We start from the raw sequence: 12,423 nt of genomic DNA on the forward strand, positions 1-12,423 counted from the left end.
ACGAAAGGTTTTCCCATGTCACGACGCCCCACCCGCGCCATCATGGCGGGTCTCGCGGCCGCCGCCACCCTGGCCACCGCGGCCTGCTCCAGCGGGGAGGACACGCCGGCGATCGACGAGCCGTCCTTCTCCGCGGTGGAGACCACGACGTCCTCCAGCAGCAGCAGTGCCACCACCGCCACGAGCAGCAGCTCGAGCAGCGCTTCGCCTACCAGCAGCACGGGCACTAGCAGCACGGCTACGGCTACGGAGACGTCGACAAGCGAAAGCTACAACCAGGCGCTGGACAACGGCGACGGCACGTACCGCCTCAGCCCCTACCCGCCGGGGCCGGGCGTGACCAAGGACGAGACCGCGACCTTCCGCGACCTGCAGCCGCAGGGCTTCTCGCGCCTCGAGGTGACGGTGCTGGCGCAGTACATGAACGGCAACATGCAGTACCTGCTGCAGGATTCCCGCACCCGCTACGAGCTACAGCTGCAGCTCAACGCGGAGGACCTCGCGGGCGAGAAGATCTACTCCGCCTGCCGCATCGACTACGAGCTGCTGGACGTGAACGGCAACCCGATCTCGCTGCCGGACGGCAACGTGAAGGGCACCTGCGACCTGAACGACAACGTGTTCCGCGTCAACCTAGACACGCCGGGCGAGTTCACCATGATCGCCAAGATCTACCAGCCCGGCTACGAGCCGCTGGTGATCAAGCAGCCGATCCTGGTGTTTGAGTAAGGTTCTTGGCTGGCCCTAGTTGGCCTCGGGCTTGACCAGCGGGAACAGCACGGTCTCGCGGATGCCCAGGCCGGTCAGGGCCATCAGCAGGCGGTCCACGCCCATGCCGCAGCCGGCGGTCGGCGGCATTCCCTGCTCCATGGCGGCGAGGAAGTTCTCGTCTAAGACCATGGCCTCGTCGTCGCCGTGGGCGGCCAGGCGGGCCTGGTCCTCGAAGCGCTCGCGCTGAATCACCGGGTCAATGAGCTCGGAGTAGCCCGTGGCCAGCTCGAAGCCGCGCACGTAGAGGTCCCACTTCTCGGTCACGCCCTCGCGCTCGCGGTGATCGCGGGTCAGCGGGGACGTCTCCACCGGGAAGTTCACCACGAAGGTGGGCTCGTAGAGCTGGTCCGAGCACAACTCCTCCCAGATCTCCTCCACCAGCTTGCCGTGCAGCCAGCCGGCGTTCTCCGGCACCTTCAGGCCGATGGCCCCGGCGATGGCGGTGAGCTCCTCCACCGTGGAGTGGATAGTCACCTCCGGCTGGCCCGGGAACTTGCGCGCCAGCGCCTCGTTGAGAGAGGGGTACATGTCCAGCACCTTCCACTCTCCGGAGAAGTCGTACTCGGTACCGTCGGCAAGCTGCACCTTCTCCGAGCCGAACACCTCGCGGGCGCAGAACTGCACCAGGCCCTTGATCATCTCGGCGCCGTCGCGGTACGTGCCCCACGCCTGGTAGGTCTCCAGCATGGTGAACTCGGGCGAGTGGGAGGAATCCACACCCTCGTTACGGAAGTTGCGGTTGATCTCGAAGACGCGGTCAATGCCGCCCACCACGGCGCGCTTGAGGAAGAGCTCCGGCGCGATGCGCAGGTAGAGGTCGATGTCCAGCGCGTTGGAGCGGGTGACAAAGGGGCGTGCCGCCGCGCCGCCGTGCAGGGTCTGCAGCATCGGGGTTTCCACCTCGACGAAGTCCAGGCCGGTGAGGTACTTGCGCATGGCGGCGATGACGCGCACGCGGGTCATCGCGTTGGTGCGGGCCTCCTCGCGCATGATCAGGTCGGTGTAGCGGTGGCGCACCCGCTGCTCCTCGTTCATGTCCGCGAACGCCACCGGCAGGGGGCGCAGCGCCTTCGACGCCATCTGCCAGGACTGCGCCTGCACGGAGAGCTCGCCGCGGCGCGAGGCGATCACCCGGCCGGTCACCGAGACGATGTCGCCCAAGTCCGTGTCAGCCTTCCAGTCCGCCAGCGCCTCCTCGCCCACCTCGGCGAGGGAGAGCATGACCTGCAACTGCGTACCGTCGCCCTCCTGCAGCGTGGCGAAGCAGAGCTTGCCGGTGTTGCGCTGGAACATGATGCGCCCGGCCACGGACACCACATCCTGGGTCTCCTGGCCCGGCTCAAGATCCGGGTACTTCGCCCGCAGGTCCTTCAGCGAGGTGGTGCGCTGAACCTCGGCGGGGTAGGCCTCCCGGCCTGCGCTAAGCAGCTTCTGGCGCTTGGCGCGACGGATCTGCTGCTGCTCGGAAAGGTCCTGGGTGCTTTGCTGCGGCGTCTCGGTAGTCACGCCCGACAATGCTAGTCGGTTGAGGTGGTCTCCTCACAGACAGGCAGATCGAGCCGCTTCTGCTCCGCCTCGGCCCCGTTGACCACAATGAGGTACTCGCCCTTGTCCCGCGGCGCCATCGCGAACGCGGAGGGGCTGGCCGCCGGGATCTCGTAATCCTCAATCATGCACGCGCCGCTGCCCAGCACGGTGGCGTACTGCTGGCCGGGCACCGCGTCGTCGCGCTCGGACTCCGTGGCGTACTTGGCCACGGACACGCCGAGGTCCGCGCCCGCGCACCGGATCTTGCCCTCCTGGCCGGCGTCCGTGGCGGCGGGCTCGCAAACCAGGTCCTCCCAGCCCTTCTGCCCGGACTTGCCGGAGATGATGTTGGGGTACGCCTCGGCGATCTCCGCGTTGGCGCCCGTCCACTCCTCGCCGCGCTGCGTGGTCCACCACCACGCCCCGGCCATGGCCACAAGCGCCACCGCCAGGGCGGCGATGATCCACGGCCACGGGTTCCGGCGCGCCTTCTCGGGCTGCTCGGGGGCGAAGGTTCCCGCGGGGTACGGCTCGGGCGGGCGGCGGTAGCCGTCCTGGGCGCCCGGCGCGACGTCCCCCGCCGCCGGGTCACTACCCGTGACCTCGTCCAGGTAGCCGGCGGCGGTGGCGTGCTTGGTGGCCGCCTCCTCGTCCACGGGTTGGCCCGTGACCTCCGCCACCACGTTCCAGAAATCGTGCAGGTTGTCCTCCGCCGTGGTGGCGCTGGCGTGCTGCGCGGCCGAGGCGGGGGCGCTGGGGCCCACCATGGATAGCTTCACCGGCACCTGGGACCAGGACGGTTGCACCAGCATCGCGCCCGGGTTGATGGAGCGGGTGAGGAACTCGGGGTGGCCGGCGGCGTTGTACGCGTCCACCGCCTCGGCGGCGGGGCGCAGCAGGTCGCGCGTCTCCACCGGGGTGAACGCCTCGCCGGCGGCGCGCTTGCGCTCGATCAGCTCGGCCAGCGGGGTGCCCACGGTGGCTTCGGAGAGGACGTACATCGAGCCGCCAGCGAGCAGCCCCGCGTGCCGCGGCCGGAAGGCACCCGGCGCGGTGACGGAAGCGAACGCCGCGTCCAGCGCGTCCACGTCGCCCGCGGCGGGCGGGTCAAGCACCTCGATCTGCACCGCCGCCCCGTCATCGTTGTTCGCCTCGTACACGGTGGACGTGGCGGTGCGGGCGATCTCCTTAACGCGGTCGGCCGGGAAGTCGAAGCCGTAGCGATCACGCAGGATTTCGGCGATTTGGGGCGCAGACATGCCCGCGATTCTACCGCAGCGGCCCCTCGCCGTCCCCGATGTGCTTGAAGCCCACGCCCAGCGGGAGGCCCACGTTATCCGCCAGGCGCACGCCCGCCAGGTCCACCGCACCCATCAGGCGGGCGTCGCCGGTTTCGGGCGCGGCGCGCAACGCGAGGTCCCGCACCGCCAGGTAGGCCGGCTCCACGCCCGCGGCCTCGAGCACGCCGCGGGCGGTGTCCAGCACCGCCGCCTCGCCGTGCTCCGCCGCGTGGGCGCCCGCCGTGAGCGCGGCGGACAGTGCGAGCGCGGCCTCGCGCTGCTCCTCGGGCACCCGCGCGTTGCGCAGGGAAATGGCCAGCCCGTCAGGGGTGCGCACCGTGGGCACCGAGTGCAGCTTGACCTCCATGCGCAGCGCCGTGACCGCCAGCTGCACCGCCACCAGCAACTCGAAGTCCTTCTCCCCCAGCACCACGTCGGTGGCGTGCGTGGCGTTCGCCGCGGCGATCACCCCCGCCACCTGCGCCGCCACCTCGCCCGCGTCCTCGAGGTGGTCCATGCCGGTGCGCACCTGCACCCCAGCCGTGTCCAGCGCGCCGTGGTAGACCACGTCCACGCCCTCGCGCGCGAACTCCTCGGGCACCTCCTCGCCCGCGTAGGTGACAAACACGGTGGCGCCCAGCATGGACTTCGCGGCGCGGATCAGCGCGATGTGGCCCGCGTGCAGGCCGGTAGAAAGCGGCACCACCACAATCTTCTTGCCCACCTTCCGCAGCGCGCGACCGTACTGCGCCAGGTGCGCCGCGTCCGTCACCACCACGGCTTTGCCCGGTTCAAATGCCATCTAGATCGTCCCTTCGTACTTCGAATACGCCCACAGCTCGCCCGCGGTGAGCTCCTCCTGGAGTTCGCGGATGACGGCCATGTCTGCGTCGGAAAGCGGGGCGGGCTGCGCGGGGGCGGGGGCGGGCTGCGACTCCAGCTGCCGGCGTGCTTCGGCCAACTCGGCCGCGGCGCGGTCCCGGTCCCGGCGGGTGCGGTCGGCGACCATGATGCCGGCGGCGCCCGCCCACAGCGCGAAGATGAGCGCGACCTTCAGCGCGTTGGCGGAGTTGGTAAAGAGCATGACCACGGTGCCGATCACCGCGAGCACGAACGGGACGATCACCCAGAGGTTTCCGTTGCTGCTACGCGGGGCCGGCGTCTGGTCAGTCATGGCACACATCGTAAGCGATGGGCCCGACAATATGGCGCACCTACGCCGCTTCGCCCTCCGTGGGCGGGGAAACCTCGCAGGCCCGCTCCAGCGCCACCCCGGCCGCCGCGAGCGCCAACCCGCCCAGCACCCCGGAGCACAGCGCCGGGAAATCCTCCGACGCCGCCACCAGTGTGTGCAGCCGCGGCAGCACGTAGGCGAGCGCCCCGGCGTACGCGCCGCCGCACACCGCGCCCGCCCAGGCGCAGGACTTGCCCAGCACCATCAGGTTGGCCGCCATCATGGGGTTGAGCTGCGAGCGATCCAGCCCCACGCTGCCCTCCTCGCGGCGCTTGCGCACCACCCGCGCCAGGAACGCGCACACCAGAGCCACCACCCACAGGCTCATGGGCACCACCAGGGTCAGCGATCCGAAGGCGCCGAAGAAGCGGCGCGCCAAGATGAGCGCCGCCGCGGCCGTGAACAGGGCGGCGCCGAGAAGCCCGGCGAGCGGGGTGCGCGTCATCGCTCCTCCAGCCGCCGCACGCCCTGGGGCTCGAGGCGCTCAAGCCACGTGCGCACGGGCACGCCATCGAGCACCGCGTCCGGGTCGATCTCCAGCCAGGGCCGCAGCACGAACTCGCGCAGGTGGGCGCGCGGGTGGGGCACGGTCAGCACCGGGTCGTTGGAGGTGTAGCCCTCGATGTCCACGATGTCCACGTCCAGGGTCCGCGGGCCCCACCGCACGTCGCGCACGCGGTTCGCCTCGCGCTCCAGCTCCTGGCAGGCGGCGAGGAGGGAGTGGGGCGTGAGCAGGGGGGCGTCGATAAGCAATGCTTGATTGAGAAAGGGTGGCTGCTCCACCCCGCCCCAGGGTTCGCTGATGTAGAGCGAGCTCGCGCGCACAGGGAGCATTCGCTTGACGACGCCACCCAAGAACCCGCGCGCATCCCCCATATTCGACCCCGTGGACAGCACCGCGCGCACGCTACACCCGCTTCCGGGAGCGGCGGGCGATGACGGCGACGTCGTCGAAGATGAGCGGGATCGGCGCGGGGGGCTTGTGCAGGGGGACCTCCACCGCGGAGAGCGCATCGAAGCGGGCCATGGCTGCCTCGGCGATCTCCGTGGCCACCGTCTCCACCAGCTGGCGCGGGGTGCTGGCGGCGATGTCGTGGGCGAGCTGGGCAAGCTCGGCGTAGTTGACGGTCTGCGTCAGGTCATCCGAAAGCGCCGCGCCGGAGAAGTCCAGCCAGCACACGATGTCGATGGTGAAGGCCTGGCCGTGCTCCGTCTCGTGCGGCAGCACGCCGTGGTTGGCGTGCACGCGCAGGCCCTTGAGCTCGATGCGGTCAGCCACGGCCCCTCCCCCACGCGGCGGCCACGTCCACGGCGTCGCGGGACACCGCCACCTCGTGCACCCGCACGCACCACGCCCCGGCCTGCGCGGCGAGCGCGGTCACGGCGGCGGTGGCCGGGTCCGCGTCGATCGGCGTGTGGTCCAGGCCCCGCTCCGCGCGGATGGCGGTGAGGAAGCGCTTGCGGCTCGCCCCCACCAGCACGGGGTACTCGCCCGCCACCAGCTCCGGCAGGGCGTGCAGCAGGGCCCAGTTCTCCTCGGGCGTCTTAGCAAAGCCCAGGCCCGGGTCCACGGTTATCTGCGACGGCGCAACCCCCGCGTCGGCTGCGCTTTCGACCAGGCGGGCGAGCTCCTCGCGCACGTCGCGCACCACGTCCCCGCCGTGGTCCGCCGTACCCGAGGCGTCGCCGAACGCGTCCGCCCGCCAGTGCATCAGGCACACCGGCAGGCCCGTCTGGGCCATCACGCGGTACATGTCCGGGTCCGCGAGTCCCCCCGAGACGTCATTGATCATGTCCACGCCCGCCTCCGCGGCGGCCAGGGCGGTGGCGGCGCGCATGGTGTCCACGGAGGTGCGGATCGACTCGGCGCGCAGCAAGCCCACCACCTCGGCCACGCGCTTCGCCTCCACGTCCGCCGGCACCCGCGTGGCGCCGGGGCGGGTGGATTCCGCGCCCACGTCGATGATGTCCGCGCCGGCGGCGACCAGCTCGCGGGCGTGGTTGAGGGCGGCCTCTGGGTCGAGGTAGCGCCCGCCGTCCGAGAACGAGTCCGCCGTGACGTTGAGAATGCCCATGACCGTGGTGCGGCCGGGCGCCGTCAGCTCCGCGAGTTGGGTGGGCATGGGTTTTAGCTCCGGATCAGGCTCAGGACCTCCGCGCGGGAGGCGGCGTTGGTTTGGAAGCCGCCGCGCACCGCCGAGGTGGTGGTGATCGCGCCCGGCTTGCGTATGCCGCGCATAGCCATGCACAGGTGCTCGCACTCCAGCACCACGATCACGGCCGAGGCGCCCAGCTTGTCCACCAGCGCGTCCGCGATCTGCGCGGTCAGCCGCTCCTGCACCTGCGGGCGCTTGGCGTACAGATCCGCCAGCCGCGCCAGCTTGGACAGGCCCGTCACCTTGCCCTCGGTGCCCGGGATGTAGCCGATGTGCGCCTTGCCGTAGAACGGCACCAGGTGGTGCTCGCACGTGGAGTAGATCGGAATGTCCCGCACCAAGACCAGCTCGCGGTGGTTCTCGGCGAACGTCTTCTCCAGCTGCTCGGTGGGGTCCTCGCGCAGGCCCGCGAAGGTCTCCTCGTAGGCGCGCGCCACCCGCGCCGGCGTCTCGCGCAGGCCCTCGCGGTCCGGATCCTCGCCCACCGCGAGCAGCAGCTCGCGCACGGCGGCCTCCGCGCGTTCGAAGTCAAAGTTACTCATTGCTTTCGGGCTTTCTATGCTTTGCGACGTCCTCCGCATGATCCGGGCGCTCATGCTCCGGCAGGCGGAAGCCGATTTCCTGGGTGTCGTCCTGGTCGGGGTTCTGGCCGGGGTTCTGGTCGGGCCAGCGGGGCTGCTGCTTCTCGTCGGCCGGTTGCTGCTTCTGGCCGGGGTACGTCCAGTCCGGCGGCGGGGTGGTGCCGCCGTAGGTGGGCTGCTTGCCGCGCTTCGGCTGCCAGCGGCTCGAGCCGCCCTTCTGCGCCTGGCCGCCCTGGGCCTCGCGCTCCTTGCGGCGGCGCTCGCGGGTCTCGCGCGACGCCTCCAGGATGGAGAAGCGCTTCGGCGGCTCCTCGCCGCGCTCCTTGGCCAGCTCGACCGGGGTCTTCACCGGCTCGCGTCCGGGTTGGCGTGTGAAGCGGGCGTCGTGAAGCGGAAGCTCCGGCCGCACGGGCTCGATGCCCTCGAAGATGGCCTCGAGGTCGCCGCGGCGCAGCGTCTCCTTCTCCAGGAGCTTGGAGGCCAGGGTGTCCAGCTCGTCGCGGTAGCGGGCGAGGGTGGCGTAGGCGGTCTCATGGGCGGCGTCGAGAAGCGCATGCACCTCGCTGTCGATGGTCTCCGCCACCGCCGGCGAGTACTCCAGACCCGCGCCCGCGCCGCGGCCCGAGAAGGGATCGCCCTGCTCCTCGCCGTACTTCACCGCGCCGAGGGCGCCGGACATGCCGTACTCCGTGACCATCGCGCGGGCGATCTTGGTGGCCTGCTCGATGTCGTTCGACGCGCCCGTGGTCGGCTCGCCGAACACCAGCTCCTCCGCGCTGCGCCCGCCCATGGCGAACACCATGCGCGCGAACAGCTCGTCGCGGTTGTACATGCCCTTGTCGTCCTCGTCCGCGGTCATGGCGAAGCCGCCCGTGCGGCCGCGCGCGAGGATGGTCACCTTGTACACGCGCTCGATGTCTTTGAGCGCCCACGCTGCCAGCGTGTGGCCGCCCTCGTGGTACGCCGTGACCTTCTTCTCGTGCTCCGAGATGATCTTGGAGCTGCGGCGCGGCCCGCCGATAACGCGGTCGGTGGCCTCCTCCAGCGCGTCCGGGGTGATCACGTTGCCGCCGATACGGGCCGTGAGCAGCGCCGCCTCGTTCAGCACGTTGGCCAGGTCCGCGCCGCTCATGCCCGCAGTGCGCTTGGCCAGGGCGTCCAGGTCCACCTCCTGCGACAGCGGCTTGTCCTTCGCGTGCACCTTGAGAATCTGCGCGCGGCCGGCCAGGTCCGGGTTGGTCACCGGGATCTGGCGGTCGAAGCGGCCCGGGCGCAGCAGCGCCGGATCCAGGATGTCCGGGCGGTTGGTGGCCGCGATCAGGATCACGCCCTCGCGGCCGTCGAAGCCGTCCATCTCCACCAGAAGCTGGTTCAGGGTCTGCTCGCGCTCGTCGTGGCCGCCGCCCATGCCGGAGCCGCGCTGGCGGCCCACGGCGTCGATCTCGTCCACGAAGATGATGCACGGGCTGTTCTCCCGCGCCTGCTTGAACAGGTCACGCACGCGCGACGCGCCCACGCCCACAAACATCTCCACAAAGTCCGAGCCCGAGATGGAGTAGAAGGGCACCCCCGCCTCGCCCGCCACGGCGCGGGCCAGCAGCGTCTTACCCGTGCCGGGAGGGCCGTACAACAGCACGCCGCGCGGGATCTTCGCGCCCAGCTTCTCGTACACGCTCGGATCCGTGAGGAAGTCCACGACCTCCTGCAGCTCGTCCACCGCCTCATCGGCGCCGGCGACGTCCGCAAACGTGTTGGTGGGGTTGTCCTTGGTTAGCTGCTTCGCGCGCGAACCGCCGATGCCGAACATGCCGCCGCCGGCCTGCATGCGGTACATGAAGTACGTAAGCAGCCCGAAGATCAGGATCATCGGCAGCATGAAGCCGAGCATGGACATCAGGAACGATTCCTGCGTCACGTTCGTCTTGTACTTGTCCGCGCCCGAGTTCTGCACGGCCTCGAAGATCTGCGGCGCCGTGCGGGCCGGGTACTGCGCGGAAACGGATTCCACGCCCTCGCGCTCGTCCACGGTGATCGGCTCGCGGAGGTCGATGCGCACGCGTTGCTCGCGGTCGTCGATCTGCACTTCCTCGGCGTTGCCGCTCTGCAGCTGCTCCAGCGCTACGGAGGTGTCCACGCGCTGGTAGGAGCGGGTGTCGTCCCCGATGAGCGTGAGCAGGTACAGGACGATCAACACGGTGGCGCCGATCAGGCCCCACCGCATCACGTTTTTATTTTTGGTCATAGATTTCCGTGTCTTGGTGTGTGGCTAGCTGTTTGGCTCGCGGTGTGTCTTGCCGTTTGGCTAGCCCTCGTCGGAGTAGACGCGCGGGTGCAGCGTGCCCACGTACGGCAGGTCGCGGTAGCGTTCCGCGTAATCCAGGCCGTAGCCGATGACGAACTCGTTGGGGATGTCGAAGCCCACGTCCAGCAGATCGATCTTCGCCGTCTGCACCTCCGGCTTGCGCAGCAGCGTCACCACCTCGAGGCTCTTCGGGCCGCGGCCCTTCAGGTTCTTGAGCAGCCAAGACAGGGTCAGGCCCGAGTCGATGATGTCCTCCACCACCAGCACGTCGCGGCCCTCGATCTCCTTATCCAGGTCCTTCAGAATGCGCACCACGCCAGAGCTGGTGGTGGAGTTGCCGTAGGAGGACACCGCCATGAACTCCATCTCGCACGGGATGGACAGGCTGCGCGCGAAATCGGTGAGGAAGAACACCGCCCCCTTGAGCACGCACACCAGGATCAGGTCGTCCTCGGCGCCCCGGTACTTCTCGCTGACCATGTCCGCCAGCTCCTGGATGCGCGCCTGCAGCCGGTCTTCGGGGATGAGCACCGCCTCCACGTCGTCGCCGTAGCGGTTCGCCGGGACGTTGAAGTCCTTCTGATCAAGCAACTCAGTCATGGGTGCCCTTCCCTCTCGCTGGTTCTGGCAGGCAGCTCGTCTCATCTTGCCACCATATTCGTGCGGGCTTCAAGAACCGAATGGCGGCGGGGCTACATGGTGTCCAGCAAATGCGTTCTGGCAAATGGTTTCCAACGGAGTGGATTTTGTTGGCGCGTCACCTTTCACTCGGTTGGAGACCATTTGCCAGAACGCATCTGCCAGAACGCATTTGGCTACCCCCGGCCGGGACGGGCTACGCGGTGGGCACGCGGCGCCCGCGCGCAGCCAGCGCCTCCCGCACCGCGGCGACGAAGCCCTCGGGGTCCCGGCGGATCTGGTCCGGCGTGAAGCGGAGGAACACGTAGCCCAGGTTGCCGATCGCCTTCTGCCGTTCGAACTCCCGCTGGCGCACCCGCTCGGCGTCAGGGCCTGCGTACTTCACCGCCCCGTCGATCTCGATGACGAGCCAGCCGTCGATGAGGAGGTCGGCGAAGTAGCCGCGGATGGGGGCTTGGGTTTGGATGGTGCCAACGGCGGCGTCGATAAGCAATGCTCTGGCGAGCGATTCGTACGCGGACTGGGAATCGCTCACCGCGTGCTCGACGCAGCGGCGGACGGTGGCGATACCCTTGACGCGGCCGAGCGCAAAGAGCTGCGTTTTCATCTGGCTCTCGGTGTACCCGCTTTGCATGAGGTAGTCGGCGGCGATCAGCCCCTCGACGAAGCCGTGGTAGCGCGCGATGTCGGCGAATGTGCGGAACGGGGTTGTCACCTTGCACCCGCTCGCTTCGGTGATCTCGTCCGGGCGCATGCCGGAGCGGCGGTAGACGTACCCGCGGGACACGCGGCCGGCGGATGTGCCGCGGGTAGGGAGCGCGAGCTCCAGCGGTTCGTCCTCGGGGCCGATCACCCACATGTGGTGCAGCCGCGCCGCGGAGCGTCCGCACAACACCGCGTTGCGGCTGGTCATCCCCGCCGCCAGCGACATCAACCACCGTTTTTCGTGCAGCTTGAGCGCCATCCACACTTCCTTCGGGTACAACAGGGCCGGGTCGAGCTCCACCCACGCGCCCTTCACCTTCTGCGCCTCGCTGTGCGGTAGTGTGCGCAGATCAACAATCTCCGCGGCAATCTCGTCGTAGCGCCGCGTGTTCGAAACCATCCCCACACCTACTTAGACGCGCGGGAGGCGGCCCCGGTTCCATCGCCTGTGAGCAGACCCTAGCGCCGCAGCACCAGCCGCCCGTCCACGCGCGCCACCTCGCCGCCCGCCACGTGCACCGGGCCCTGGCCGCGCCACCGCGTGACCAGGGCGTCGATCGCGTCGAGCTGGTCGGATTGGATCGGCACGCCCTCCGAAAGGAGCCATTGTGCTAATCGACGCCTCCTTGCCACCACATCCTCCCCCGCCAACTGGTCGCACCGGGTGGTGGGGGCCCGAGGGGGGCGTCGAGCACGGCCCGGGCCTGCGCGATCCGGTCGGCGGTGGCGGCGAGGGGTGGGACCGCGTCGCCGCCCAGCAGCTCGGAAAGGGCGGGGATGATGCGGGTGCGGAGGGCGACGCGTCGGAAAGCGGGGTCGGCGTTCATGGGGTCGTGCCAGGGCTCGAGGCCCAGCTCCGCGCACGCGCCCACGGTGTCGGCGCGGCGCAGCTTCAGGAAGGGGCGCACCAGGCGGCCTTCTTCCCTCTTCTCCGCGGGCGCCATGCCGGCGGGGGTGCCGCGCCGGGCGCCGAGCAGCAGGGATTCGGCTTGGGCGGCGGCGGGGTGCGCCCCCCCCCCCGCCCGCCCCCGGGCGAAGAGCGCGGCGGAGCGGGCGCGGCGGGGGGGGCCCCCCCCCCCCCCGCCCCCCCCCCCCCCCCCCCCCCCCCCCCCCCCCCCCCCCCCCCCCCCCCCCCCCCCCCCCCCCCCCCCCCCCCCCCCCCCCCCGCGGGGGGCGCGGGGGGGGCGCCCCCCCCCCCGCCCCCGCGCCCCGCCCCCCCGGGGGGCGC

Annotated in this window: 15 protein-coding genes; 1 reads left to right on the forward strand and 14 read right to left on the reverse strand. The window is 70.3% G+C overall.

Annotated elements, in window-relative coordinates; all coding sequences use genetic code 11:
• Positions 1-15: 15 nt before the first annotated feature.
• Positions 16-729, forward strand: coding sequence for a hypothetical protein (locus tag BN4252_RS01125; protein WP_066524348.1), 714 nt, complete (start codon positions 16-18; stop codon positions 727-729).
• 15 nt (positions 730-744) lie between these two features.
• Here the strand turns inward: BN4252_RS01125 and lysS are convergent, their stop codons facing one another.
• The 14 genes from lysS to BN4252_RS11395 all read right to left on the reverse strand — a co-directional run bounded on the left by lysS (position 745) and on the right by BN4252_RS11395 (position 12,175).
• Positions 745-2,277 carry a lysine--tRNA ligase gene (gene lysS / locus BN4252_RS01130; protein WP_066524395.1) on the reverse strand — a complete coding sequence of 511 codons (1,533 nt, stop codon included), beginning with the start codon at positions 2,275-2,277 and terminating at the stop codon, positions 745-747.
• Positions 2,278-2,288: 11 nt separating this feature from the next.
• Positions 2,289-3,557, reverse strand: coding sequence for a hypothetical protein (locus BN4252_RS01135; protein ID WP_066524350.1), 1,269 nt, complete (start codon positions 3,555-3,557; stop codon positions 2,289-2,291).
• A 10-nt stretch (positions 3,558-3,567) separates the two neighbouring features.
• Entirely contained in the window at positions 3,568-4,380 is an 813-nt protein-coding gene (locus tag BN4252_RS01140; protein WP_066524352.1) for a pantoate--beta-alanine ligase, read from the reverse strand.
• The gene (locus BN4252_RS01145) at positions 4,381-4,752 is read right to left on the reverse strand and encodes a DUF6779 domain-containing protein (RefSeq protein WP_066524354.1); all 372 of its coding nucleotides are present in this window, start codon (positions 4,750-4,752) and stop codon (positions 4,381-4,383) included. It lies immediately after the preceding gene.
• A gap of 40 nt (positions 4,753-4,792) precedes the next feature.
• Complete coding sequence (locus BN4252_RS01150) at positions 4,793-5,257, reverse strand: DUF3180 domain-containing protein (RefSeq protein ID WP_066524356.1); 465 nt, start codon at positions 5,255-5,257, stop codon at positions 4,793-4,795.
• The gene (gene folK, locus BN4252_RS01155) at positions 5,254-5,826 is read right to left on the reverse strand and encodes a 2-amino-4-hydroxy-6-hydroxymethyldihydropteridine diphosphokinase (protein ID WP_078056698.1); all 573 of its coding nucleotides are present in this window, start codon (positions 5,824-5,826) and stop codon (positions 5,254-5,256) included. The genes BN4252_RS01150 and folK overlap by 4 nt, the downstream gene beginning before the upstream one ends.
• Positions 5,720-6,091 (reverse strand): dihydroneopterin aldolase, encoded by a 372-nt coding sequence (gene folB, locus BN4252_RS01160; protein ID WP_066524359.1) that lies wholly within the window; start codon positions 6,089-6,091, stop codon positions 5,720-5,722. The genes folK and folB overlap by 107 nt, the downstream gene beginning before the upstream one ends.
• Positions 6,084-6,935 carry a dihydropteroate synthase gene (folP, locus tag BN4252_RS01165; RefSeq protein ID WP_066524360.1) on the reverse strand — a complete coding sequence of 284 codons (852 nt, stop codon included), beginning with the start codon at positions 6,933-6,935 and terminating at the stop codon, positions 6,084-6,086. The genes folB and folP overlap by 8 nt, the downstream gene beginning before the upstream one ends.
• A 5-nt stretch (positions 6,936-6,940) precedes the next feature.
• The gene (gene folE, locus BN4252_RS01170) at positions 6,941-7,510 is read right to left on the reverse strand and encodes a GTP cyclohydrolase I FolE (RefSeq protein WP_066524363.1); all 570 of its coding nucleotides are present in this window, start codon (positions 7,508-7,510) and stop codon (positions 6,941-6,943) included.
• The gene (gene ftsH, locus BN4252_RS01175; protein WP_066524368.1) at positions 7,503-9,791 is read right to left on the reverse strand and encodes an ATP-dependent zinc metalloprotease FtsH; all 2,289 of its coding nucleotides are present in this window, start codon (positions 9,789-9,791) and stop codon (positions 7,503-7,505) included. Before ftsH ends, folE begins: the two co-directional genes overlap by 8 nt.
• A gap of 60 nt (positions 9,792-9,851) precedes the next feature.
• Positions 9,852-10,451: a hypoxanthine phosphoribosyltransferase gene (gene hpt / locus BN4252_RS01180; protein WP_066524370.1), complete on the reverse strand. Its 600-nt coding sequence runs from the start codon at positions 10,449-10,451 to the stop codon at positions 9,852-9,854.
• Between the two features lie 235 nt (positions 10,452-10,686).
• Entirely contained in the window at positions 10,687-11,595 is a 909-nt protein-coding gene (locus BN4252_RS01185; protein WP_066524373.1) for an endonuclease domain-containing protein, read from the reverse strand.
• Positions 11,596-11,654: 59 nt separating this feature from the next.
• Positions 11,655-11,783: a TilS substrate-binding domain-containing protein gene (locus BN4252_RS11520; protein ID WP_268258882.1), complete on the reverse strand. Its 129-nt coding sequence runs from the start codon at positions 11,781-11,783 to the stop codon at positions 11,655-11,657.
• A 23-nt stretch (positions 11,784-11,806) separates the two neighbouring features.
• Positions 11,807-12,175: an ATP-binding protein gene (locus BN4252_RS11395; protein ID WP_316244767.1), complete on the reverse strand. Its 369-nt coding sequence runs from the start codon at positions 12,173-12,175 to the stop codon at positions 11,807-11,809.
• Between the last annotated feature and the right edge of the window lie 248 nt (positions 12,176-12,423).

This window comes from Corynebacterium bouchesdurhonense, assembly GCF_900078305.2.
Lineage (GTDB): Bacteria > Actinomycetota > Actinomycetes > Mycobacteriales > Mycobacteriaceae > Corynebacterium > Corynebacterium bouchesdurhonense.